The organism is Streptomyces sp. NPDC001732, assembly GCF_053596315.1.
The window spans coordinates 98267-122335 of record NZ_JBSFFY010000014.1 but is presented as its reverse complement, the minus strand read 5'-3'; the positions used below and the strand labels follow the sequence as shown (position 1 = coordinate 122335).

Here is a 24069-nt window from a genome sequence, read left to right as displayed (position 1 = left end):
TCCCGCTACCGTGAGGGACGCCCCACTCTTCTCGCCCGTCCCCGGGTGCCCCGCACCCCCGGACCCCGGCCCGGCAGGCCACGTCCCACCCGGGCCGCACCGGGCCACGACGGCCCCGCCTCCGGACCGGAAACAGCAACCCCGACGAACCCCGGGGCAGGGAAAAGCGCAGCTCAGCCGTAGGTGTCGCCCGGACCCGTGCTCCCCGGCGCCCGCAGCGGACCGAACCTGCGCTGCGGACCGCCGGGCCCCAGCACCTTGATCATCCGGACCGTGCCGTGCCCCAGATCCGCGTTCAGCCGGGCCACCAGCTGGGGCGCCAGCAACCGGAGCTGCGTCGCCCACGCCGTCGAGTCGCACTGCACCGTCAGCACCCGCTCGTCCGGCTCCTCGTCGTACCGCAGCGGCACACAGTGATTGGCCAGGTCCTCACCGACGATCTGCGGCCAGCGCCCCATCACCCCGCCCACCGCCGCGGGCGTCTCCCAGCCGCGCTCGGTGATCAGCCGGTTGATCGCCGCACCCAGCGGCAGCGGATCGCGCCCGTCCGCCCGTGCCCCCGACCGCAGCCCGCCACCCCGCCTGGCCTGCTTCCGCTGCTGCGCGGCGGCACCGCGCGCCCGCGCCTGCTCCTTCGCCGCGCGCAGCGCCACCCGGGCCAGATCGACCCCCGACGGCTCCGGCACGCCACCCGCGCCGGGATGCTCCCGCGCCGGTTCCCCGGCCGCGCCCGGCACCTCGCCGAAGCCGCTCACAGCCGCTCCACCGCACCCGCGGACACCGCGTACCGCGCCCCCGTCAGCACCCCCGGGACGTCGTCGCCCACCGCGGCCGTCACCAGAACCTGCTCGCCCGGGGCCACCAGCTCGGCCAGCCGCTCGCGACGCCGCGCGTCCAGCTCCGCGAAGACGTCGTCGAGCACCAGCACCGGCTCGTTGCCCTCACCACGCAGCAGCTCGTACGAGGCCAGCCGCAGCGCCAGCGCGTACGACCAGGACTCGCCGTGGCTCGCGTACCCCTTGGCCGGCATCCCCCGCAGCCCCAGCAGCACGTCGTCGCGGTGCGGACCGACCAGCGTCACACCCCGCTCGATCTCCTGCTTGCGCACCTCCGCCAGGGCGGCGATCAGCCGCTCGTACAGCTCCTCGCGGCCATGGGCCGACCCCACGTCCGCCCCGACCGAGCTGCGGTACTCCAGCGCCACCGGGCCGCCGCCCGGCGCCACGTCCCCGTACGCCTTGTCCGTCAACGGCTGCAGGGTGGCGATCAGATCCAGCCGCTGCGCCAGCAGCTCCGCGCCCACCCGGCCCAGGTGCTGGTCCCACACGTCCAGCGTGGACAGGTCCATCGACCGGCCGCCGTGCCGGCGCGCCATCGCCGCCGACTTCAGCAGGGTGTTGCGCTGCTTCAGCACCCGCTCGTAGTCCGAACGCACCCCCGCCATCCGCGGCGAACGCGCCGTGATCAGCTCGTCGAGGAAGCGCCGACGCTCCCCGGGGTCGCCCTTGACCAGCGCCAGGTCCTCCGGCGCGAACAGCACCGACCGGACGATCCCCAGCACATCACGCGGTCTGACCTGCGACGATCTATTGATACGGGCCCGGTTGGCCCGGCCGGGGTTGAGCTCCAGCTCGATCAGCTGGGAACGCTCGCCCTGGGTCACGGCGGCCCGTACGACGGCCCGCTCCGCGCCCATCCGCACCAGCGGGGCATCGGAGGAGACCCGGTGGCTGCCGAGCGTCGCGAGATAGCCGACCGCCTCGACCAGATTCGTCTTGCCCTGACCGTTGGCCCCCACGAACACGGTGACGCCCGGATCGAGAGGCACCTCGACCCGGGCGTACGAGCGGAAATCGGCCAGCGAGAGATGCGTGACATGCATGGTGTACGCCGACCTTTCCGGCTTCCTGCTCTGTGCTTCGTGGAGGGGCCGGACGCTCGGTCCGGCCGCTTCCCGTGCGGCTACTTCTTGCTCTCGACCGCGTGGCCACCGAACTGGTTACGCAGCGCGGCGATCATCTTCATCTGCGGGGAGTCCTCCTGGCGCGAGGCGAAACGCGCGAAGAGCGACGCCGTGATCGCGGGCAGCGGCACCGCGTTGTCGATCGCGGCCTCCACCGTCCACCGGCCCTCGCCGGAGTCCGCGGCATAGCCGCGGAGCTTGTCCAGGTGCTCGTCGTCGTCCAGCGCGTTGACCGCCAGGTCGAGCAGCCAGGAACGGATGACCGTGCCCTCCTGCCAGGACCGGAAGACCTCGCGCACGTCGGTGACGGAGTCGACCTTCTCCAGGAGCTCCCAGCCCTCGGCATAGGCCTGCATCATGGCGTACTCGATGCCGTTGTGGACCATCTTGGCGAAGTGACCGGCCCCGACCTTGCCCGCGTGGACGGACCCGAAGTCGCCCTCGGGCTTCAGGGCGTCGAAGATCGGCTGGACCTTCGCCACGTTCTCGGCGTCGCCGCCGTACATGAGCGCGTAGCCGTTCTCCAGGCCCCAGACGCCGCCGGAGACTCCGCAGTCCACGAAGCCGATGCCCTTGATGCCCAGCTCGACCGCGTGCTTCTCGTCGTCGGTCCAGCGGGAATTCCCGCCGTCCACGACGATGTCGCCGGGCGACAGGAGACCGGCCAGCTCGTCGACGGTGGCCTGGGTCGGGGCGCCGGCCGGAACCATCACCCAGACGACCCGGGGGCCCTTCAGCTTGCCCACGAGCTCTTCGAGACTGTGGACATCGGAGACGTCCGGATTGCGGTCGTAACCGATGACGGTGTGGCCTGCGCGGCGGATGCGCTCGCGCATGTTGCCGCCCATCTTGCCGAGGCCGACGAGACCGAGCTCCATCAGAGATTCCTTAAGCGTTGTGCCGATTCGTACCCAGGGCCGAGCCTACGCCCGGCCCGGTACGGACCGCCGGACGGACCGACGGGCATGCCCGGCACCGAGCGTGCCCGTCGGGGCTGCCGCGCCGGGCCCGGTCCGGGGCCCGGCCACGGGGTCAGCCGGAGAGGCGGACCGGCATGATCAGGTACTTGTACGCCTCGTCCGCCTCGGCGTCCACGGCCGGACGGCCGCTGAGCAGCGCGGGCTTCGTGGACGTCGTGAAGGAGAGCTGGGCGACCGGGGAGTCGATCGCGCTCAGACCGTCCAGCAGGAAGGTCGGGTTGAAGGCGATCGAGATGTCCTCGCCCTCCAGCACCGCGTCGACCCGCTCCACAGCCTGTGCGTCGTCGCTGGAACCCGCCTCCAGGATCAGCACGCCCTGCTCGAAGCTGAGCCGCACCGGGGTGTTCCGCTCGGCGACGAGGGCCACACGCTTGACGGCCTCGACGAACGGGGCGGTCTCGATGACCGCGACCGAGTTGAACTCGGTGGGGAACAGCGTGCGGTACTTCGGCAGGTCGCCTTCGAGCAGGCGCGTGGTCGTACGCCGGCCGGCGCCCTCGAAACCGATCAGGCCCTCACCGGCACCCGAGCCGGAAAGCGCCAGCGTCACCGTGTCACCGCTGGTCAGGGCCTTGGCGGTGTCCAGCAGCGTCTTCGCGGGCACCAGGGCGACGGCCGAGGCGTCCGGGTTCTCCGGCTTCCAGAGGAACTCACGGACCGCGAAGCGGTAGCGGTCGGTGGAGGCCAGGGTGACGGTGTCGCCCTCGATCTCGATGCGCACACCGGTCAGCACCGGCAGCGTGTCGTCACGGCCGGCGGCGATGGCGACCTGGGCTGCGGCCGAGGCGAAGACCTCGCCGGGGACGGTGCCCGTGGCGGTCGGCATCTCCGGCAGCGCCGGGTACTCCTCCACAGGAAGGGTGTGGAGTGTGAACCGCGAGGAGCCGCAGACCACGGTCGCCCGTACACCGTCCGTGGAAATCTCCACCGGGCGGTTGGGAAGGGCGCGGCAGATGTCGGCGAGCAGCCGGCCGGAGACGAGCACCGTGCCGTCCTCCTCGACCTCGGCGTCCACCGAGACCCGGGCCGACACCTCGTAGTCGAAGCTGGAGAAGCTGAGGGCGCCGTCCTCCGCCTTCAGCAGAAGGCCCGCGAGAACGGGCGCCGGCGGACGGGCCGGGAGGCTACGGGCCACCCAGGCCACAGCCTCCGCGAGTACATCGCGCTCCACCCGGATCTTCACCGGAACCGCCTCCTGCTGTTGCTCGCTCGCCCTGCTGGCCTTCGTCGTCTGAATCGGGTCTCCCGCCGACTGGGGAGGGAGGACGCCGGGAACCAGTCTGACGTACGGCACCGACACTCGGTGCTGCTCGGGGTCAAGTCGCGACAAGAGGCTCGGAGCGCTCCAGCCCCGAGTTGTGCACAGGCCCCACTTCGAAGCGAATCCCGAGCTAACTCTAGTCGGCAGTAGTAGTAGGGCCTGTGGAAACCGTGGATAACGTCGTTCCCGCAGGTCAGGCCCGATTTTTTGTCCACTGCCCCTGTGGGCGGCACCGGTGGACAACACGGTGCTTCTGTGGACGCCCGAAAGTTCTACACACCCGATGCACAGGACAGGGCACTTTCTCCCCAGGGCTGTCCCCAGCTTTACCCAGGTTCCCCACAGCTCAACCAACCCTCTCGGTGTGACGCCTTTCACTCGGCGCGGTGACGAGCGGTGTCGCGTTGCCGAACAGTGGACAGAGGTGTGGAGAAGCTCGAGAAAGTTGGGGACAACGAAGCCGCGCCTGTGGGCCGCTGGTGGACAACATCATCGGCGGCCTGTGGACGGATATTTTGTCCACAGGCTGTGGATTGTTGTTGGCCACAAATCCCCAGGGTCTTGACCTGGCCTGATGGAGTATCGGCAGTCGCCCCTGTGGAAGCAATATGGACAACTTCCGGATCCCCAGGCTGTGGAGGGAAAAAACTCCCCAGATCTGTGGAGAACCGCAGGTCGACGGCAGGTATTCGAACACCGTGGTGCCGCCGGAGCCCCGGTGGAGGGTCCGGCCGGAGGTTTGGAACAGGTGCGGAGGCGGTCCTGCGGGGTTCCACAGGCGGTCCCGGAGCCCTCGGACCCGGCGCAGGACGGCCACGGGCGAAGACGCGGGCGGTCCCGGAGTCGGCCGGACGAGCGGTCCGGGGAAGCAGCCCGGACGGGTCTGTGCGGGGGCGGGCGGCCGTGAACGAGGCGGGGACGGGACGCACGAAGGCGCCCGGGAAGCCCTGTTGAGGGTCCTCGGGCGCCTTCGTGACGTGTGACGCGTGCGGCGGGGCGCGGGGCGGTGGCGGTGGCGCGGCGCGGGGTCAGCCGCCCCGCGCCGGTGTCCACAGCCGTGTGGACACCGGCGGCCCGTCAGCCGTTCTTGATGCGGTTGGTGAGCTCGGTGACCTGGTTGTAGATGGACCGCCGCTCCGCCATCAGCGCACGGATCTTCCGGTCCGCGTGCATCACCGTCGTGTGGTCACGGCCGCCGAACTGCGCGCCGATCTTGGGCAGTGAGAGATCGGTGAGCTCCCGGCAGAGGTACATGGCGATCTGGCGCGCCGTCACCAGCACACGGCTGCGCGACGTTCCGCAGAGGTCGTCCACCGTCAGGCCGAAGTAGTCCGCGGTCGCCGCCATGATGGCCGTCGCCGTGATCTCCGGCGCCGAGTCCTCGCCGCCCGGGATCAGGTCCTTCAGCACGTGCTCGGTCAGCCCGAGGTCCACCGGCTGGCGGTTGAGGCTGGCGAAGGCCGTGACCCGGATCAGCGCCCCCTCCAGCTCCCGGATGTTCCGGGAGATGCGGGAGGCGATGAACTCCAGTACCTCCGGCGGGGCGTTGAGCTGCTCCTGCACCGCCTTCTTGCGGAGGATCGCGATCCGCGTCTCCAGCTCCGGCGGCTGCACATCGGTGGTCAGACCCCACTCGAACCGGTTGCGCAACCGGTCCTCCAGGGTCACCAGCTGCTTGGGCGGCCGGTCCGAGGAGAGCACGATCTGCTTGTTGGCGTTGTGGAGCGTATTGAAGGTGTGGAAGAACTCCTCCTGCGTCGACTCCTTGCTCGCCAGGAACTGGATGTCGTCGACCAGCAGGATGTCCACGTCGCGGTAGCGCTTGCGGAAGGTGTCGCCCTTGCCGTCGCGGATCGAGTTGATGAACTCGTTGGTGAACTCCTCGGAGCTCACGTACCGCACCCGGGTCCCCGGGTAGAGGCTGCGGGCGTAGTGCCCGATGGCGTGCAGCAGGTGGGTCTTGCCGAGCCCGGACTCCCCGTAGATGAAGAGCGGGTTGTACGCCTTGGCGGGCGCCTCGGCGACCGCGACCGCGGCGGCGTGCGCGAACCGGTTGGACGCGCCGATGACGAAGGTGTCGAAGAGGTACTTCGGGTTCAGTCGGGCCGCCGGCTCGCCGGGGCCGGGCGCGGCAGCGGGTTGCGGACCCATCGGGCCCCCGCCCCCGGGCCGCCCGGTGCCGGCGCCGCCCTGGCGGTGCTGGGGCTGGGGTTCCGGCAGCTCGTGACGCTCGGGGCGCTGCGGTTCGTAGCCCTGGCGCTCGGGCGGCTGCGGACGGTAGTCGTGCTGCGGCTGCTGGGGGCGGCCCCCGGGGTACGGCTCGCGCCACTGCTCCGCGGCAGCCTCACGGTCCTGGAACCCGCCGAGCCGGGGCTGCTGCCAGGAGAGGTCCTCCTGGGTTCGCGGCCAGGCGCCGGGCTCGGGCCGCTGCTGCTGGTACTCGGGGTAGGCCGGCCGTGCGGTCGGCATGCCGTCGTCCGAGGGGCGGTGCCCGTATCCGTCGTAGGCGTCGTTGTGCTGCCGCTCCTCGTGCTGCTGGCCCGGGTAGCGGTGCTGCTGGGGCTGCGGAGGCTGGTGCATCGGCGGGGCGGGCGGGCTCGGGGGCTCGCCCGCGGAGTCGTCGACGGTGATCGCGATGCGGATCGGGCGGCCGCACTCGCGGCTCAGCGTCTCGCTGATGAGCGGCGCGAGCCGGCCTTCCAGGACGCGCTTGCCCCATTCGTTGGGGACGGCGAGCAGGGCCGTGTCGGCCACCAGCGCGAGTGGCTGGCAGCGCTCGATCCACTGCTTGTCCTTCGGCTCGATGCCCTGCTGGCCCTCCCCGAGGAGTTGTTCCAGCACGCGTGGCCACACTGCGGCAAGATCGGCAGGTACGTCAGCCACGGGGCACGCTTTCTCGCTGGTCCCACGAATGTGTGGTTCTCGGGACGGGATGGTTCGGGATGGGTGAGGACCGGCAGGCAGGAAGAAAAAGCACCGGAGCCCAGCCACGGTAGTCAGGGCGACCCGCGTCGTTCAAGTTGTTGTCCACAGCCTGTGCACAGTGACGGGTGTCGAGGAGCCGGTTTGACCGGATGGCGTAGCCGCGCGTACCGTGACCAGGTCGAGTTGTCGATGGCTGCTGCCGCCTGCCTCCGATGGGCAAAGATCACGATCTGTGATTGCGAAGCGGTGCACTAGAGCGTTTACGCGAGTCTCTCGTGGGCGCACGGTGACAGCCAGGCGATGTCCCGCCAACACACGAGTCATTTCTGGAGCCCCCGAGTGAGCAAGCGCACCTTCCAGCCGAACAACCGTCGTCGCGCGAAGACCCACGGCTTCCGGCTGCGTATGCGCACCCGTGCCGGCCGCGCGATCCTCGCGTCCCGCCGTAGCAAGGGTCGCGCCAGCCTGTCCGCCTGATCGCTTTCAAACAGGTCATGACGTGCTGCCTACCGAGAATCGGCTGAGGCGGCGCGAGGACTTCGCGACCGCGGTACGTCGAGGACGCAGGGCCGGACGCCCGCTACTCGTCGTTCATCTACGCAGCGGTGCAACGGACCCGCACGCGACTGGGGAGAACGCTCCCCCGACGCGTGCGGGTTTCGTTGTCAGCAAAGCAGTGGGTGGAGCGGTGGTGCGCACGGCGGTGAAGCGCAGGCTTCGCCACCTGGTACGCGATCGGCTCGCGCTGCTGCCCCCCGGTAGCCTGGTTGTCGTACGAGCGTTGCCCGGAGCGGGCGACGCCGACCACGATCAGCTGGCCCGAGACCTGGATGCCGCTCTTCAGCGGCTGCTGGGAGGGGGCGCGCGATGAAGTACCCGCTGCTGGCTCTCATCAAGCTGTACCAGTGGACGATCAGCCCACTTCTCGGGCCTGTCTGCCGTTACTACCCGTCGTGTTCCCACTACGGATACACGGCGATCGACCGGCACGGGGCGATCAAGGGGACTGCGTTGACGGCCTGGCGCATCCTGCGGTGCAATCCGTGGTCACCCGGTGGCGTGGACCATGTTCCACCACGCAAACGTCCGCGTTGGCATGAACTCCTGCGTAATGCCATGCGCGGTGGCAAGGGCGGGGACTCCGCCGCTGACGTGCCTGTTCGGGGATCGGCTTCCGAACCCCGGAACTCGGCCGCAGAGACTTCGCCCAATGCTCAAGGAGCCTGATTAGTGGACACGATTGCCAGTCTGTTCAGCTTCATCACCTGGCCCGTCTCATGGGTCATCGTCCAGTTCCACAAGTTGTACGGGGCGATCTTCGGTGACAACACGGGGTGGGCCTGGGGCCTGTCCATCGTGTCCCTGGTGGTGTTGATCCGGATCTGCCTGATCCCGCTTTTCGTCAAGCAGATCAAGTCGACCCGCAACATGCAGGTGCTCCAGCCGAAGATGAAGGCGATCCAGGAGCGCTACAAGAGCGACAAGCAGCGTCAGTCCGAAGAGATGATGAAGCTGTACAAGGAGACGGGTACCAACCCACTCTCCTCGTGCCTTCCCATCCTGGCCCAGTCGCCGTTCTTCTTCGCCCTGTACCACGTGCTCTCGTCGATCGCCTCGAACAAGAAGATCGGCGTCATCGACCAGTCGCTGCTCGACAGCGCCCGTCAGGCCCACATCTTCGGTGCTCCGCTCGCTGCCAAGTTCATGGACAGCGAGGAGAAGGTCCAGGCTCTCGGTGCCTCGCTGACCGATGTCAGGGTCGTCACCGCGATCATGATCGTGCTGATGTCGGCCTCGCAGTTCTTCACCCAGCGCCAGCTGATGACGAAGAACGTCGACCTGACGGTCAAGACGCCGTACATGCAGCAGCAGAAGATGCTGATGTACATCTTCCCGGTGATCTTCGCCGTGATGGGCATCAACTTCCCCGTCGGTGTCCTCGTCTACTGGCTGACCACCAACGTCTGGACCATGGGTCAGCAGATGTACGTGATCAACCAGAACCCGACCCCGGGCAGCAAGGCGCAGGACCAGTACCTGGGACGTCTGCTGAAGAGCGTCACCGCGCACGGCGAGGTCCGCGGCAGGACCCGTCGCAACACCGTCAAGCGGATCGTGGCCAAGGGCCCGGACCGCAACGACATCGAGCGGAAGTTCATCACGGGGCTGGCGAAGCTGGGGCTCGCCGCCCAGGAGGACGGCACGGTCGCCAAGAGCGAGACGGCCGTCGCCGACGCCGAGGGCGCGACCGCTCAGCGTCGTCAGCAGCCCAAGCGCCAGACCAAGGCCCAGCGTCAGACCGGTGCCGCGGCGGCCAAGAGCGCCGATTCCACCGAGTCGGGCTCCAAGACCTCCCTGCAGAAGGGGAAGGCACCGCAGGACGAGAAGCCCACGTCCGGCTCCTCACGCCAAGCCAAGTCCGGGCAGCGCAAGGGTCCGCAGCGGCCCAAGCACCCGTCCAAGAAGTAAGAAGGAGTCCATCCGTGACGGAAGGCACCACCTCCACGGCCGCTGAGGGCAGCGACACCTTGACCCGCCTTGAGCAGGAGGGCGAGATCGCAGCGGACTACCTCGAAGGTCTGCTCGACATCGCCGATCTCGACGGCGACATCGACATGGATGTCGAGGCGGACCGGGCCGCGGTCTCGATCATCAGCGACTCGGCACGTGATCTGCAGAAGCTCGTGGGCCGCGACGGTGAGGTGCTGGAGGCGCTCCAGGAGCTGACGCGGCTCGCCGTGCACCGGGAGACCGGGGACCGCAGTCGGCTGATGCTGGACATCGCGGGCTTCCGGGCCAAGAAGCGGGCGGAGCTCGCCGAGCTGGGCGCCAAGGCCGCGGACGAGGTCAAGAGCACCGGCGAGCCGGTGAAGCTGGACCCGATGACGCCGTTCGAGCGCAAGGTCGTGCACGACGCGGTCGCGGCCGCCGGTCTGCGCAGCGAGTCCGAGGGCGAGGAGCCGCAGCGCTTCGTCGTTGTTCTCCCGGCCTGACCGGACACTTTGCTCCACCGGCCCCGTCTGTGCGCAGGCGGGGCCGATCTTTGTCAGCCTGATAGTCAGCCACCACAGTGCGGTAGTGCGGTATGGAAGGACGGTTCCCGTGACGGCGGAAGTAGAGCTTCCCGAGGCGCCCGAAGGGGCACGCGCGGTTTTCGGCGAGTTCTTCCCGGAGGCTGTTCGGTACGGGGAACTGCTGGCGGACGCCGGAGTGAAGCGGGGGCTGATCGGGCCGCGCGAGGTGCCCAGGCTGTGGGAGCGGCACCTGCTGAACTGCGCGGTGCTCTCCGAGGTCGTGCCCGAGGGAGTCACGGTCTGCGATGTGGGCTCGGGTGCGGGGCTTCCGGGCATCCCGTTGGCTCTGGTGCGGCCGGATCTCAAGATCACTCTGCTGGAACCCCTGCTTCGGCGGACGAATTTTCTCCAGGAAGTCGTCGAGCTGCTGGGTCTGGACCATGTGACGGTCGTGCGTGGCCGCGCCGAGGAGGTCCTGGGGACGCTTCAGCCGGTTCATGTCGTGACGGCCCGTGCGGTGGCCCCACTGGACCGGCTGGCCGGCTGGGGCGTTCCGCTGCTGCGTCCGTACGGCGAGATGCTGGCACTGAAGGGGGACACCGCCGAGGAGGAGATCGTCGGGGCACGTGCGGCCCTGAGCAAGCTCGGCGTGGAGGAGACCGAGGTGCTGCACGTCGGTGAGGGCATTGTCGACCCGATGTCCACGGTGGTGCGTGTGGTGGTCGGAGAGAGCCCGGGGGGTGTGAGGTTCGCCGCAAAGCGGGCCAAGGCCGCGCGGACGAGCCGCACGCGACGCCGTCGCTGACGGCTCCGATCGGCAGCTCCGGTTGTGCGGCGAGACCAGCCGCGATGGGTGATTCCTACCAATTAATGATGTTTCTCCAGGTGTGTGGCCATACGTGCCCATGCGGAGTGTCGTGCCCCTGCGGCTGGGCCGCAGGGGCATCGTGTTTCACGTGAAACGTCGCTCTCTGCTGCAGGAGATCATCAGGCGCGGTCGCGCGGCTGCCGCGCCACGGCATCGCAAGCCCGTGAGGGCTACGGAGTTGTCCACAGAAGAGGATTCATCCACAGAAGAACGGACCTCGCTGGTTCACGACCCCGAAAGCATGGCAGGCTCTGTTCATTGCGAGCCTGAAGTCGAGGAGAGTGAATCCTTGCGGTCCGACGCCAACTTCGCGGGACCGATGACCGATCCGGTCCCCGGTCCCCGAACCGAATCGGCGGGGGAGGGTGTTTCACGTGAAACACCACCGCCGATGGACGACACACCCATCGGTCGTGCGGCCCAGCTGGCGGTCGAGGCCCTTGGCCGCGCCGGCGAAGGCATGCCCCGGCCTGACCGTACGCGCGTCATGGTGGTGGCCAACCAGAAGGGTGGGGTGGGCAAGACGACCACGACGGTCAACCTTGCCGCCTCGCTCGCGCTTCACGGCGCGCGCGTTCTGGTGGTCGACCTCGACCCGCAGGGGAACGCCTCCACGGCTCTGGGTATCGATCACCACGCCGAAGTCCCCTCCATCTACGACGTCCTGGTGGACAGCAGGCCGCTCTCCGAAGTGGTCCAGCCCGTTCGGGACGTCGAAGGTCTCTTCTGTGCCCCCGCCACCATCGATCTCGCCGGTGCGGAGATCGAGCTGGTGTCGCTGGTGGCACGGGAGAGCCGATTGCAGCGTGCGCTCCAAGCCTACGAGCAGCCGCTGGACTACATCCTCATCGACTGTCCGCCCTCGCTCGGTCTGCTGACGGTCAACGCCCTGGTCGCCGGTGCCGAGGTACTGATCCCCATCCAGTGCGAGTACTACGCGCTCGAAGGACTGGGACAGCTACTGCGCAACGTGGACCTGGTGCGGGGACACCTCAACCCCGATCTTCATGTGTCGACGATCCTGCTCACCATGTACGACGGCAGGACCCGGCTCGCGTCACAGGTTGCGGAGGAGGTGCGCACCCACTTCGGCAAGGAGGTGCTGCGGACGAGCATTCCGCGATCGGTGAGGATCTCGGAGGCGCCGAGCTACGGGCAGACGGTGCTGACCTACGATCCGGGTTCCAGCGGGTCGCTGTCGTACCTCGAAGCAGCACGTGAGATTGCCCTGCGGGGTGTCGGGGTCCAGTACGAGGCCCAGCATGCCCACTCGGGCACTGGGAACAGCCAGCAGAGCATTTCGGAGGGTATTCAGTGAGCGAGCGTCGAAGAGGGTTGGGGCGTGGGCTGGGTGCTCTGATCCCCGCCGCTCCGCAGGAGAAGCAGATGCCGTCCGCGGGGATGGGCTCGGCCTCCTCCGGGGCGGGCCCCGTGATGACGACGGAACGAGGAGTGGCCGCCGCGAAGGTGGCCACCCTCGCGAGCACTCCGGCGGTGCCGGAGCCGAGCATGCCGGTCCTGGAGAACGATGTGGCCCCTGGGCCGGCAGCGGTATCCGGGGCGTATTTCGCCGAGGTGCCCCTCGACTCCATCACCCCGAACCCTCGTCAGCCCCGTGAGGTGTTCGACGAGGACGCGCTCGCGGAGTTGGTGACCTCCATCAAGGAGGTGGGCCTGCTCCAGCCCGTCGTGGTGCGGAAGGTGGGGCCGGAGCGCTTTGAGCTCATCATGGGTGAGCGGCGCTGGAGGGCTTGTCGCGAGGCGGGTCTGGAGCGGATCCCGGCCATCGTCCGGGCCACGGAGGACGAGAAGCTTCTCCTGGACGCGCTCCTGGAGAACCTTCACCGGGCTCAGCTGAACCCGCTGGAGGAGGCAGCCGCGTACGACCAGCTGCTCAAGGACTTCAAGTGCACGCATGACCAGCTGGCCGACCGGATCGGGCGCTCGCGGCCGCAGGTGTCGAACACGCTGCGCCTGCTGAGGCTGTCGGCTCCGGTGCAGCGGAGGGTCGCGGCCGGGGTGCTGTCGGCGGGGCACGCACGGGCGCTGCTGTCCGTGGAGGACTCGGAGGAGCAGGACAGGCTCGCTCACCGCATTGTGGCCGAGGGGCTGTCGGTGCGTGCGGTCGAGGAGATCGTGACCCTCATGGGCTCCAGTCCCACGAGCTCAGTCAAGCCCAAGGGCCCGCGGGCCGGCGGCCGGCTCTCGCCCGCGCTGTCCGATCTCGCCTCCCGGCTGTCGGACCGCTTCGAGACCAGGGTGAAGGTCGACCTCGGGCAGAAGAAGGGGAAGATCGTCGTCGAGTTCGCGTCGATGGAGGATCTCGACCGGATTCTCAGTAGCCTGGCGCCGGGCGAGGAGCGCGTGCTGGACCGGGCGCCCTCCGAGGAGTCCGAGAAGGGCGACGAGGACTGACCCCGACCCGACGGGATGGTGGGCGGGCTGTGCTCCGGGGGTTGCCGGAACACAGCCCGCCCTTTGCTTTCTCTCGGTGTCGGCTTCATCTCCGGGTGGATACGATGCGTTCTGGTGTGGCACATCCGGCTTGAGTCGTCTCGGTGGGGAGGGCCATGCGATCAGTGAGCCGCAGTCGATCGATGACGGTGGGACCGGGCCCGGGAGCCGACGGAAGCTTTGCCGGTGGCCCGCCTCTCGAACGGGGTGCACTGGCCGTCGTACGCGATGCGACGGGTGAAGGAAGCGAGGAACAGCCTTCATGGGGCGTCGGCTCGTACCACTCACACTGGACAACCTTTCCGATATCCCCAGACGCTGCCGGTCGTGTGTCTTCTGGGAGCTCGATCCGGTCAGTGGGGAAGCCGCGGTAAAGGCGGGAACGCCCGGCCTGGAGAAGGAGGCGTGGATCTCGGCCGTCCTCCTGGAGTGGGGGTCGTGCGGGCGCGTGGTCTACGTCGACGATGTGCCGGTGGGCTTCGTCCTCTACGCGCCACCGGCCTATGTGCCGCGGTCGACGGCGTTTCCCACCAGCCCGGTCTCCCCCGATGCCGTGCAGCTGATGACTTCCTGGATCGTGCCCGGCTATCAGGGGCAGGGGCTCGGCCGGGTCATGGTGCAGACCGTCGCCAAGGATCTGCTGCGTCGTGGTTTCAAGGCGATCGAGGCGTTCGGTGACGCCCGGTGGAAGGAGCCCGCCTGTGTGCTCCCCGCGGATCATCTGCTGGCGGTCGGCTTCAAGACCGTACGGCCGCATCCGGTTCACCCGCGGTTGAGGCTGGAGCTGCGGACGACGCTTTCCTGGAAGGAAGACGTCGAGATGGCGTTGGACCGGTTGTTGGGCGCGGTGCAGAAGGAGCCCGCTCTCAGGCCGCTGTGATCCATGTGCCGATGGAAAAGTGAAACGGGTCCGTCCCCGAGGGACGGACCCGTTTCACGTGAAACAGCGCGCTGCGGTCCTACGCGCCGATGAAGTCTTCGAGGTCACGGAGGATCGCGGCCTTCGGCTTGGCACCGACGATGGTCTTGGCGACCTCGCCGCCCCGGTAGACGTTCAGGGTCGGGATGGACATGACGCCGTACTTGGCGGCCGTGTCCGGGTTCTCGTCGATGTTGAGCTTGACGACCTCGATCTGGTCACCGTGCTCGGCGGCGATGGCCTCCAGGGAGGGGGCGATCTGACGGCACGGACCGCACCAGGCAGCCCAGAAGTCCACCAGTACGGGCTTCTCGCTCTTCAGGACGACCTCGTCGAAGGAGTCGTCGGTCACGTTCTTCAGGGCGCCGGCCACGGCGACCTCCTTAACTTCTTGGGGGTGTGGAGTGAGAGGCGTGGATCAGACGGCGGCCGCGGCGGCCTTCTCGTCGTCGGCGAGCGCGGCAAGGAAGCGCTCGGCGTCGAGAGCCGCCGAGCAGCCGGTGCCGGCAGCGGTGATGGCCTGCCGGTAGGTGTGGTCGACGACGTCACCGGCGCCGAAGACGCCAGTGAGGCTGGTGCGGGTCGAGGGGGCCTCGACCTTGAGGTAGCCCTCTTCGTCGAGGTCGAGCTGGCCCTTGAAGAGCTCGGTGCGCGGGTCGTGCCCCACCGCGATGAACAGGCCGGTCACCGCGAGCTCGGAGGTCTCGCCGGTCTTGGTGTTCCGAAGGGTCAGGCCGGACAGCTTCTGCTCGCCGTGGACCTCGGCGACCTCGCTGTCCCAGGCGAACTTGATCTTCGGGTCGGCGAAGGCGCGTTCCTGCATGGTCTTGGAGGCGCGCAGGGTGTCCCGGCGGTGGACGATGGTGACCGAGTTGGCGAAGCGGGAGAGGAAGGTCGCCTCCTCCATCGCGGTGTCGCCGCCGCCCACCACGGCGATGTCCTGGTCCTTGAAGAAGAACCCGTCGCAGGTGGCGCACCAGGAGACACCGCGTCCGGAGAGGGCGTCCTCGTTGGGCAGACCGAGCTTGCGGTGCTGGGAGCCGGTCGTCACGATGACGGCCTTGGCACGGTGGACCGTGCCTGCCGTGTCGGTGACCGTCTTGACGTCCCCGGTGAGATCCACGGAGACGACGTCGTCCGGAACGAGCTCGGCGCCGAAGCGCTCGGCCTGGGCACGCATGTTGTCCATGAGCTCGGGGCCCATGATCCCGTCCTGGAAGCCCGGGAAGTTCTCCACGTCGGTGGTGTTCATCAGCGCGCCGCCGGCGGTGACGGCGCCCTCGAACACCAGCGGCTTCAGCGAGGCACGTGCGGTGTAAAGGGCGGCCGTGTAGCCCGCGGGGCCGGAGCCGATGATGATCACGTTACGGACGTCGCTCACGGGTTTCTTCCTCGTCTCTGCAGACTGCCTACTGTCCACGCCTACTGGGGCCGGTGCACCGACTCTCACCCCACCCAACGGATCCTACGGGGGATGCATTCCCCGACGTGTCGGGGCGGCGCCCGGGGCGTTTCTCAGGGACGCGCGTAGGTGCGGGTCAGCAGGAGCTTCCCCTTGTCCGCGGAGTTCTGGACGCAGGTGGCATCGACGACGTACGCCTGCACACGGCTCGTGTCGGAAGGGTGCGGAAGGACGACGAGGAAGGCATCAGTGCCTTCGTAGGTCCCGGCTTCCGCGGCGAGGGCCGGCGTCCTGCGGCCGATGCCCTGCTCCACACAGGCCGGGACGGACACGGTGGGCGCTTGCAACGGAGCTTGAGGCGGCACGGTCGAATCGTTCTCGGGGGCCGACCGGGCTCCGGCGGACGGGGCCTGCCTCTCGGTGTGGAAACCGTCCGTGTCCGACGGCTTCGTGCCGGCGCCTTGGAGAAGGGTGCGCACCCGGCTTTCGAGCATGGAGTCCGAGAAGGCGCCCTCGCCGCTCCCCGTGGAGCCGGACCGGCGGTCCGCAGCTTTGACGCTCGCGGAATTGTGGGTCGGCTGGAGTCCCTGGAGCATGAAGACGCCCACCCCGATCACAGCTGCGCCGAGGGCGGCGCCGAGCACGACAGCGCGGCGGCGACGCCGGACCGGCTGTCGGCCGGGGCCTGTGGCCGCGTGCGGGCGACCCGCCGGGCGGATCGAAGGACTGCCTGGACCCGGGGCGGACTTCTGTGTCGGCAGAAGCTTCGTTTCACGTGAAACATGCGCCGAGTCGTGGGGCCTTCCGGATTCTGCGAGGGCTGCTTCGGCGGCGAGCGCGGCGTCGATGCGGTCCGCGACGTCGTCGGGCATGCGCTGGGGTGCGGGTACGGAGCCGAGCAGCGCCCGGATCTCCTTGAGGGCGGAATGGACCTCGGCGCAGGGTTCGCACCCCTCCACATGCCGGTGGACCTCTGCCGCACGCGGCGGCGGGAGCAGTCCCTCCGTGAGATCGGAGATCTCTGTGGGATCCGGATGCCGGGTCGTGTCGGCCGTTGATGTCATGCGTGTCCACCTCCGCCCTTCACTACTGCAGCGGGATCGCCTGTGCCGGTGTTACTCGGCCCCGATGCAGGTGGGACGGATGTGCGTCCCGTCCGGTTCCTTTCCGTTCCCGGCCCGCCGGTTTCCGCGTCCTCGTTGCGGAGGTGGGCGAGGAGCGGGGCCAGCCGGGCCCGCCCCCGTGCGCAGCGGCTCTTCACGGTGCCTGCCGGTACGTCGAGGATGCGTGCCGCCTCGGCCACGGGATAGCCCTGCATGTCCACGAGGACGAGCGCGGCCCGTTGCTCGGCGGGGAGGGTGGCGAGTGCAGCCAGGAGTTCGCGGTGGAGGTCCTGGCGTTCTGCCGGTGCCTCCGCGGACTCGTGGGGTTCGAGGAGTTGCTCGAACCGTTCGGTGTCGTTGACGGGGGCGGTTTTGCGGGTGGCTGCCTTGCGGACCCGGTCGAGACAGGCGTTGACGGTGATGCGGTGCAGCCAGGTGGTGACGGCGGACTGGCCGCGGAAGGTGTGGGCGGCCCGGAACGCGGAGACGAGGGCGTCCTGGACGGCGTCGGCGGCTTCCTCGCGGTCGCCCAGGGTGCGCAGTGCCACGGCCCACAGCCGGTCGCGGTGGCGTCGTACGAGCTCGCCGAAGGCCTCGGGGTCACCGGCCACGTGGCGAGCGAGGAGGTCTGAGTCGCTGAGTGGTTCTGACGGCTCGGCGGCCACCTCCCCCTCCCTCCCTTTCTCCATGTCGCGGTGCGTCTGTCTATCACGATTCGAGTGGGCAGGGCAGGGGGCGCAAGGAGACACCGTCCGACGAGGCGTCGGTCGTGCGGGAGGCCGGTGGGAAGCCCCACCGGCCTCTTCGTCAGCCCAGTACGGAGATCTCCGAGATTCCGCCCCGGTAACCGCCTGTTCCGTCCGCCGGGAGCTCGGTGACGTGGACCAGGACGTAGCGGGTCCGTACGGGCTTGTCCAAGGTCTGCTTCAGCTCGTTCCCCGTGGTTTCGAGCTTCGTGAGGCGCTGCGGGAAGTCCGGGAGCGAGGACGGGGCGGAGGCGTCGGCACCGGCCGCGAGCACCTCGATCTTCTGTCCGCTGCGGTACATGCCGATCTCGATGCCGGAGACGTCCTGGACGCTGCCCAGATCGATGACTATGCCGCTGCCGTCCCTGCGGGGGGCGAGGTTGCCGAAGTTCGCGTACCCCTGGTAGCGGGGGGTGACCCAGGAGGTGCTCGCATCGCCGTCGATGGTCTTCGGCACGTCCTCCTGCTTGATGCCCGAGCCGCTGGGCATGAACTCCGTCGCGCCGGTGATCCGCAGGGGCTTGAGCGGGGTCGGCACCTTTTCGTCGCCGTCCTTCGGGGTGGTCTGCGTGGTCTCGTCGGGCCCCGAGCCCTTGATGCGGTCGATGAGCGTCTCGGCGAGCTGCCAGCTGCCGAGGCCCAGCGCGGCGATGAGCAACGCGGACACGGCCCACTTGAGGACCTTGCCGGTACGGCTCTGGAGCGGAGCCGGCGGTACGGGGACCACGGGCTGGGTGGGGACGGTCCCGTTCGGTGGACGGCCGTAGGAGCCCTGCTGATAGGTCGTGCGCTGGTACTCGGGCGGCGCCGTGAAGGCGGGCTCCGGCGGACGGATGCGGGGCATCGCGGCAACGGCCTTGGCCAGCTCGTCCGGCGTGGTGCACGGCTGTTCCTGACGGGAGGCGGTGGCGCCGTCGTTGGCCAGCGCGCGCATGGCGATCTCGGAGAGGCCGCGGTGGACCCCGGCACGCACCTGGTCGGGGGCGATCAGGCCCACTCCCTTGGGAAGTCCCGTCAGGCCGTACGCGTCGTTCTCGTACGGCCAGCGCTGGGTCAGCGCGGCGTAGAGAAGGGCGCCGATCGCCTCGGTGTCCGCACGCTGCGGGCCCTCGGAGGTGATGCCCCGAAGAGCGGCGTTCACCGCGAGGCCGCGGATCCGGTACTGCCCGGTCGAGCTGCGCAGCACTGCACCGGGGGTGAGCCGCAGATGGGCGAGCCCTTCCCGGTGCGCGGCGGCCATGGCCTGGGACACCTGGCTGACGAGCTGGTAGGCGTCGTGCGCGTCCATCGGCCCCGAGGCCAGCAGAGAGGTGAGTTCGGTGGCGTCAGGGAGCCATTCGTGGACGACGTAGACGAGGTCGTCCTCCTCCACCGCGTCGAGCACCTGCACGAAGCGTGGGTCGCCGAGCAGGGCGGAGGAGCGGGCCGCGGCCAGTACGGAACGGGCGCGGGGGTGGTCGGCGGGGAGCAGATGGACGCCCACCGCGCGGCGCAACTTCTCGTCCACGGCCCGCCAGCTGCTGAATCCGTCCAGACGGGTGACGCATTCCTCAAGCCGGTAGCGTCTGGCAAGTTTGTGGCCACTGTGCAGATCAGGGGTCGGCAGGGGGGTCCTGGAGTCGATGTGCTCGCCGTCCGTCCCCTGTGACTCCGAGCTCGTCGTGTCCTGAGCTTCTGCCGTCCCGTCGGTCGTGGCCTCGTCCGCCTTGGCGGTCAGCGGCTCGTCACCGCTGTTGTCGGCCACGTCGACGGCAGCCGTGCTACGTTCCGCCACCGTCGTTCCTGCCTCCCCATCCGTTGCGCGATGCCAGCCAGCTCTGCACAGTCACGCCAATTGTGCCCACACTCCGGCGCTATGCACGACACGCAAGGGGCGGGGATGGTTGTGCGGCTGGTGAACGTCAGCGTCCGAGACGTCCTCGGACCATGCCGACCATGCCGTTGATCTCCTCGATCCGCATGCGCTTGGCGGCTACGAAGAAGACACCCAGCAGGACGGCCCCGCCGCAGATCAGCGCGACGAGCGAACCGAAGGCACCTTCGCCCAGCCCCAGGAGCACGGCGAAGCCCACGCCTCCGCCGAGCACCGCCGCCGGGACGGCGGCCATGCACAGCCGGGCGTAGGTGCGCACGACGTGGGCGCCGTCCAGGTCCCCGCCCAGACGGTTGCGCAGCCGCCGCCAGGCGATGCCCACGCCGACGGCGTAGGCGAGTCCGTACGAGGCGGCCATGCCGACCACTGCCCACTCGGCGGGCAGCACCACGTAGCAGAGGGCCGACGCGGCTGCGTTGACCGCGGCGACGATGACCGTGTTGTAGAAGGGGGTGCGGGTGTCCTCGTACGCGTAGAAGCCGCGCAGCACCACGTACTGCACGGAGTACGGGATCAGGCCGAGGCCGAAGGCCATGAGGATGAAGCCCATCGACCGGGCCGCCTCGACGCCCGCAGAGGAGTACAGGAGGGTGCACATCGGCAGGCCGAGGGCGAGGAACATGAAGGCCACCGGCACGATCGCGACGGCCGAGTTCCGCAGCCCCTGCGAGATGTCGTCCCGGACGGCGCCCGGGTCGTCGTCGTGGGCGGCGCGGGAGATTCGGGGCAGCAGGGCCGCCATGACCGACACGGTGATGATTGCCTGCGGCATGCCCCAGATGAGCTGGGCGTTGGAGTAGCCGAGGAAGCCGGCGCCGTCCTTGCCGGACAGCTTGCCCGCCGAGGTCGCGAGCTGGGTGACGACGATCACGCCCGCCTGGTTCGCCAGGACGAACAGGACGGTCCACTTGGCCAGCTTGACCGTCTTGCCGAGCCCGTGTCCCTTCCAGTCGAAGCGCGGACGGAAACGGAACCCCGCCTCGCGCAGGTACGGGACCATGGCCAGGGCCTGCACGATGAGACCGAGCAGCGTGCCGATGCCGAGGAGCCGGACCCCCTCCGGCGGAATCGTCTCGACACCCATCCGGGATTCGGCGGACGTGCCGTAGACCCAGATGAACATGCCGAACGTGAAGATCATGACGATGTTGTTGAGGACCGGGGTCCACATCATCGCGCCGAACTTGCCGCGGGCATTGAGGATCTGGCCCATCACGACGTGCACGCCCATGAAGAAGATGGTCGGCAGGCAGTACCGGGCGAAGGTCACAGCGACGCTGTTGGCTGCCGCGTCCTGGGCGATCGTCGGCGACATCATGTGGATCAGCAACGGAGCGGCGAAGACCGCGATCGCGACGATCACGCCGAGCGCGACCATCACGAGGGTCAGCAGCCGGTTGGCGTAGGCTTCGCCGCCGTCCTCGTCGTCCTTCATGGAGCGGACGAGCTGAGGCACGAAGACCGAGTTGAGGCCACCGCCCACGGTGAGGATGTAGATCATCGTGGGCAGGGTGTACGCGATGGTGAAGCTGTCGCCGAGCAGTGCCGCACCGAGCGCGGCGGTGATCACGAGGCTGCGGACGAACCCCGTCAGGCGGGAGACGAGGGTGCCGGCCGCCATCAGCGCGCTGGACTTCAGCAGTCCGGAGACCCGGCCGCCGGACTTCGGCGGAGCGGGTACCGGAGCTGGTTCGGGCTCCGCGGGGGCGGGCGCGGCACCGGACGGGCCCTGCTGGTCCCGGAAGAGGTGCGCGAAGGCGTCCGGCTGCTCCTCGTCCCGGGATGCCTGGCTGACGAGGTCGTCCACCCCGACGAACTGGGTGGTCGCAGGGTTGTCGCCGTACGGCAGGTGCCGCGACGGGCCGTCGGGCTCGGGCGGCGGGGTCTGTGCCCAGATGCGCGGGTCGGGCGGATACTGCGCCGCGGGCGGCTGCTGGTAGAGCGGCTGGGGCTGCTGGTAGGTGCCCGGCGGCGGTGGCGGGTGCGCGGCGCGGTCGTACAGGGCCTCGGACACCGGGTCCTGGACGGTCAGGTCCTGGGCGCGGTAGGGGTCGCGGTCGTAGGCGTCCTGGAGGTACGGATCGGGCGTCGGCGGAACCTGGCCGGGGCCCTGAGGCATCGGAGGCCCGCCGGAGGACCCGGCTCCGCCCGCACCCTGACCGCGGTCACCGTCGTACGGCGCGTTCATCGAAACCCCACCTCATCGTCCCGGGCCGACCGGCCACGACAGACATCGCTCAACGTTCCACTTTCTCACCCGGGGCCGAAGGCTCCCCGCTTTCCGGACCGGTGTCCGGCGTCGGGTCACTCGGCTGCTCGGGTTCGTCGCCGTCACCGTCGGCCGGGCCGTTCGCGTTGGCGCGCTTGCGCTGGGTGTACATCCTGATGCCCGCGAGGACCAGGAGCAGCAGTCCTCCGGCAATGACCAGCAGCACGGTCGGGGTGAGCTCGGAGACCTTCACGGTGAAGGTCATCTCCCCGCCGTACGGTGTGCCGTCCTCCGTGTAGAGCTGCGCCGTCATCCGTACCTGGCCGTTGATGTTGGCCGCGGCGTCGAACTTCACGGACTGGCTGTGGCCGGGGCCGATACGGATCGGCTGTTCCGCCACGGCTCCGCCGTCGTTCAGCTTGAGGCGGGTGGCGTTCTCCGACTTCAGCCGGAGGACCAGGTGGTCCACACCCTGCAGCAGCCGGTTCTGCACGGTCACCGGGATGGTGGCGCTGCGGCCGGACAGGGTGACGTCCGACTTCGAGATGAGCTGGACCTCGTTGATGAGGCCCTGCAGATAGGTGCGGACCGAGTCCCGGTACTGCTGGGCTTCGAGCGGCTGGCCTCGCCACGACGTCGACATGGAGCGGTTGAGCGCGTTGCCGAAAGGGGTCACGACCCGCTCGGTCTGGGTGAGGATGACCTGGAAGTTGTTCAGCGAGACCTGGGTGGACTTGATGTCCTGGAAGGCCTGGGTGGGCAGCTCCTGGCTGCGGAGCTTCTTCGGGTACCGGGAGGCTCTGGGGACGCTCGTCGTGGCGTTGGCGTCGGGCTTCGCCCCGGCTGCTTCCACGAGCCCGAGCGGCTGTGTCCAGCGCTCGCCGTCGAGTCCGTGCAGGGCGCGGGCCATCGACTGAGCCTGGGCGACCGTGGGCGTCCGCTGCGGCGCGACGACGATGCTCCGCTCCGTGTCCGTGTCCTGCTCGGCCAGCGCGAGGGTCAGCGCGAGGAACTTCTGCACGGCGAGGGTGGAGGACTCCGCCTTCGACATGTCGCCCTGGAAGGCGGTGGAGAGCCGGGCGTCGGAGACGACCGCGGTGGTGCCGCCGCCGATGGGCCGGGCCGCGGTCGGTGTGTAGGCCAGACCGCCCGTCTCCTGGAGGCTGTCGCTGCGGGCGATCACCTTGTGGGCGCCGGCCGAGGTGGCGACATCGACGATCGACGGGTCGATCGCGCCGTCGACGGGCCACGCGAAGTCGGTCGACGGTTTCACGTGGAGCACGGTCTGCACCGTCGTCGCCGCCGCCTCCGTGGCGGTCTGGAGGTGGCTGAGGGTGCCCGAGACGTTCTTGCCGCGGTGCGCGATGGATGCCAGATCGGGGTCGGCGAACGGCAGCGCGACGACCTTTCCGTCCGCCACGGCGGCTTCGAGGGAGGTGAGCCACTTCTTGGCGACGGCCTGGTTCTTCCCTGCGACGGTGGTGTCACCGGATCTGACGCGGTAGTCCCCCGCCATCGCGTCGGCACTGGCCAGCAGGTCCGGGTCGATCACCCAGGTCACCGGCAGTCGGCTGCCCAGCGAGACCAACTGTTCGAGGCGTCCGCCCGGAGCCAGTTCGGCGGCCAGGCTGTCGTCCGCGAAGACGGGGGTCCGCTGGTCATCGGTGTCCGTCTCGGCGGTGACGTGGGCCGACGCGATGAGCGGCCAGAGATAGGTGATCTTGGTCCTGGAGTCGCGCTCCTCCTCCTGCCAGGGCAGGAAGGTCCGCTCGATCCCCAGCACCTGGCCGTACGGGACGCGGGAGGTCTGCCCCGACAACGAGACGCCGAGCTGGTACACGCCGTCGTCGCCGAGCCCCAGCTTGCTGACCGGGACGGACAGCGTGAAGTCCTGGCTGATGCCGGAGGGGAGCTTCGCGAACTTCACCGTGTACTTGCCGCCGAGCGGAGCGGGCTCGCTGCCGGGCACGAAGCCGGTGCGCTTGGCGGCGGCGTCGATCGCCGTCCTGCTGGGAAGCTTCGAACTCACCCGCAGATCGACCGTGGCCTGGGTGATCGTCTCCTTGCCCCGGTTGGTCACGGTGCCGGAGACGGTCAGGGTGTCTCCCTTGACCGGAGCGCTCGGGGCCACGCCGTTCAGGGACACGTCGACCGTCCGGGAGCCGGTGGGGGCCTTGCCGGGCTCGCTCGCCCGCGCCGCGGGCGCGGCCGGACCGGCCAGCAGAGCCGCGACGAGAGGTGCTCCGGCCATCAGGGCCGCGGTGCGCCGCAACCACCGGCGGGCAGGAGAGGGACCGATCCCCTGGATGTCTGCCGGCTCGGCCACGCGCTTACCCGTCCCTCGTCGTCGTC

Annotated in this window: 21 protein-coding genes; 9 read left to right on the top strand and 12 right to left on the bottom strand. The window is 69.2% G+C overall.

Features of this window, described 5'->3' with window-relative positions; all coding sequences use genetic code 11:
- Nucleotides 1–173: 173 nt before the first annotated feature.
- From ACWCXX_RS16960 to dnaA, 5 genes are all read right to left on the bottom strand, one after another.
- Nucleotides 174–755 (bottom strand): DUF721 domain-containing protein, encoded by a 582-nt coding sequence (locus tag ACWCXX_RS16960; RefSeq protein ID WP_451127846.1) that lies wholly within the window; start codon nucleotides 753–755, stop codon nucleotides 174–176.
- Nucleotides 752–1882, bottom strand: coding sequence for a DNA replication/repair protein RecF (gene recF, locus ACWCXX_RS16955; protein ID WP_451127844.1), 1131 nt, complete (start codon nucleotides 1880–1882; stop codon nucleotides 752–754). Before recF ends, ACWCXX_RS16960 begins: the two co-directional genes overlap by 4 nt.
- 80 nt (nucleotides 1883–1962) lie before the next feature.
- Nucleotides 1963–2841 (bottom strand): phosphogluconate dehydrogenase (NAD(+)-dependent, decarboxylating), encoded by an 879-nt coding sequence (gene gnd, locus ACWCXX_RS16950; RefSeq protein WP_451127842.1) that lies wholly within the window; start codon nucleotides 2839–2841, stop codon nucleotides 1963–1965.
- A 154-nt stretch (nucleotides 2842–2995) separates the two neighbouring features.
- Complete coding sequence (gene dnaN, locus ACWCXX_RS16945; RefSeq protein WP_356930245.1) at nucleotides 2996–4126, bottom strand: DNA polymerase III subunit beta; 1131 nt, start codon at nucleotides 4124–4126, stop codon at nucleotides 2996–2998.
- A gap of 1155 nt (nucleotides 4127–5281) precedes the next feature.
- On the bottom strand, nucleotides 5282–7087 hold the full coding sequence (dnaA, locus tag ACWCXX_RS16940; protein ID WP_451127840.1) for a chromosomal replication initiator protein DnaA: 1806 nt from the start codon (nucleotides 7085–7087) through the stop codon (nucleotides 5282–5284).
- Nucleotides 7088–7468: 381 nt separating this feature from the next.
- Here dnaA and rpmH point away from each other — a divergent pair, with 381 nt between their 5' ends.
- From rpmH to ACWCXX_RS16895, 9 genes are all read left to right on the top strand, one after another.
- The gene (gene rpmH / locus ACWCXX_RS16935; RefSeq protein WP_006348049.1) at nucleotides 7469–7606 is read left to right on the top strand and encodes a 50S ribosomal protein L34; all 138 of its coding nucleotides are present in this window, start codon (nucleotides 7469–7471) and stop codon (nucleotides 7604–7606) included.
- A 22-nt stretch (nucleotides 7607–7628) separates the two neighbouring features.
- Nucleotides 7629–8000 (top strand): ribonuclease P protein component, encoded by a 372-nt coding sequence (gene rnpA, locus ACWCXX_RS16930; protein ID WP_451127838.1) that lies wholly within the window; start codon nucleotides 7629–7631, stop codon nucleotides 7998–8000.
- The gene (yidD, locus tag ACWCXX_RS16925; protein ID WP_451127836.1) at nucleotides 7997–8356 is read left to right on the top strand and encodes a membrane protein insertion efficiency factor YidD; all 360 of its coding nucleotides are present in this window, start codon (nucleotides 7997–7999) and stop codon (nucleotides 8354–8356) included. Before rnpA ends, yidD begins: the two co-directional genes overlap by 4 nt.
- Before the next feature lie 3 nt (nucleotides 8357–8359).
- Nucleotides 8360–9598: a membrane protein insertase YidC gene (gene yidC, locus ACWCXX_RS16920; RefSeq protein WP_451127834.1), complete on the top strand. Its 1239-nt coding sequence runs from the start codon at nucleotides 8360–8362 to the stop codon at nucleotides 9596–9598.
- Between the two features lie 14 nt (nucleotides 9599–9612).
- Nucleotides 9613–10122, top strand: a complete 510-nt coding sequence (locus tag ACWCXX_RS16915; RefSeq protein ID WP_114245516.1) for a Jag family protein — start codon at nucleotides 9613–9615, stop codon at nucleotides 10120–10122.
- Between the two features lie 109 nt (nucleotides 10123–10231).
- A complete protein-coding gene (rsmG, locus tag ACWCXX_RS16910; protein WP_451127831.1) occupies nucleotides 10232–10948 on the top strand; it encodes a 16S rRNA (guanine(527)-N(7))-methyltransferase RsmG in 717 nt (238 codons plus the stop codon).
- A gap of 304 nt (nucleotides 10949–11252) precedes the next feature.
- A complete protein-coding gene (locus ACWCXX_RS16905; protein ID WP_451127905.1) occupies nucleotides 11253–12329 on the top strand; it encodes a ParA family protein in 1077 nt (358 codons plus the stop codon).
- Entirely contained in the window at nucleotides 12326–13426 is a 1101-nt protein-coding gene (locus ACWCXX_RS16900; protein WP_451127829.1) for a ParB/RepB/Spo0J family partition protein, read from the top strand. Before ACWCXX_RS16905 ends, ACWCXX_RS16900 begins: the two co-directional genes overlap by 4 nt.
- Nucleotides 13427–13727: 301 nt before the next feature.
- Nucleotides 13728–14345, top strand: coding sequence for a GNAT family N-acetyltransferase (locus ACWCXX_RS16895; protein ID WP_451127827.1), 618 nt, complete (start codon nucleotides 13728–13730; stop codon nucleotides 14343–14345).
- Between the two features lie 79 nt (nucleotides 14346–14424).
- Here ACWCXX_RS16895 and trxA read toward each other — a convergent pair whose 3' ends face one another.
- The 7 genes from trxA to ACWCXX_RS16860 all read right to left on the bottom strand — a co-directional run bounded on the left by trxA (nucleotide 14425) and on the right by ACWCXX_RS16860 (nucleotide 24043).
- Nucleotides 14425–14757: a thioredoxin gene (gene trxA, locus ACWCXX_RS16890; RefSeq protein WP_451127825.1), complete on the bottom strand. Its 333-nt coding sequence runs from the start codon at nucleotides 14755–14757 to the stop codon at nucleotides 14425–14427.
- Between the two features lie 45 nt (nucleotides 14758–14802).
- Nucleotides 14803–15765 (bottom strand): thioredoxin-disulfide reductase, encoded by a 963-nt coding sequence (gene trxB, locus ACWCXX_RS16885; RefSeq protein ID WP_451127823.1) that lies wholly within the window; start codon nucleotides 15763–15765, stop codon nucleotides 14803–14805.
- A gap of 134 nt (nucleotides 15766–15899) precedes the next feature.
- Nucleotides 15900–16850 carry an anti-sigma factor family protein gene (locus ACWCXX_RS16880; protein WP_451127821.1) on the bottom strand — a complete coding sequence of 317 codons (951 nt, stop codon included), beginning with the start codon at nucleotides 16848–16850 and terminating at the stop codon, nucleotides 15900–15902.
- Nucleotides 16847–17578, bottom strand: a complete 732-nt coding sequence (gene sigM / locus ACWCXX_RS16875) for an RNA polymerase sigma factor SigM (RefSeq protein WP_451127819.1) — start codon at nucleotides 17576–17578, stop codon at nucleotides 16847–16849. The genes ACWCXX_RS16880 and sigM overlap by 4 nt, the downstream gene beginning before the upstream one ends.
- 118 nt (nucleotides 17579–17696) lie before the next feature.
- A complete protein-coding gene (locus tag ACWCXX_RS16870; protein WP_451127817.1) occupies nucleotides 17697–19409 on the bottom strand; it encodes a protein kinase family protein in 1713 nt (570 codons plus the stop codon).
- A 127-nt stretch (nucleotides 19410–19536) separates the two neighbouring features.
- Entirely contained in the window at nucleotides 19537–21696 is a 2160-nt protein-coding gene (gene murJ / locus ACWCXX_RS16865; protein ID WP_451127815.1) for a murein biosynthesis integral membrane protein MurJ, read from the bottom strand.
- A gap of 49 nt (nucleotides 21697–21745) precedes the next feature.
- Nucleotides 21746–24043: a DUF6049 family protein gene (locus ACWCXX_RS16860; protein WP_451127813.1), complete on the bottom strand. Its 2298-nt coding sequence runs from the start codon at nucleotides 24041–24043 to the stop codon at nucleotides 21746–21748.
- Nucleotides 24044–24069 lie beyond the last annotated feature (26 nt).

Coding starts and splice junctions, on each gene's coding strand:
- murJ (WP_451127815.1), bottom strand. CDS start 21,696: ATGAACGCGCCGTACGACGGTGACCGCGGTCAGGGTGCGGGCGGAGCC.
- yidD (WP_451127836.1), top strand. CDS start 7,997: ATGAAGTACCCGCTGCTGGCTCTCATCAAGCTGTACCAGTGGACGATC.
- sigM (WP_451127819.1), bottom strand. CDS start 17,578: ATGGAGAAAGGGAGGGAGGGGGAGGTGGCCGCCGAGCCGTCAGAACCA.
- ACWCXX_RS16895 (WP_451127827.1), top strand. CDS start 13,728: ATGGGGCGTCGGCTCGTACCACTCACACTGGACAACCTTTCCGATATC.
- gnd (WP_451127842.1), bottom strand. CDS start 2,841: ATGGAGCTCGGTCTCGTCGGCCTCGGCAAGATGGGCGGCAACATGCGC.
- ACWCXX_RS16905 (WP_451127905.1), top strand. CDS start 11,253: ATGGCAGGCTCTGTTCATTGCGAGCCTGAAGTCGAGGAGAGTGAATCC.
- recF (WP_451127844.1), bottom strand. CDS start 1,882: ATGCATGTCACGCATCTCTCGCTGGCCGATTTCCGCTCGTACGCCCGG.
- ACWCXX_RS16880 (WP_451127821.1), bottom strand. CDS start 16,850: ATGACATCAACGGCCGACACGACCCGGCATCCGGATCCCACAGAGATC.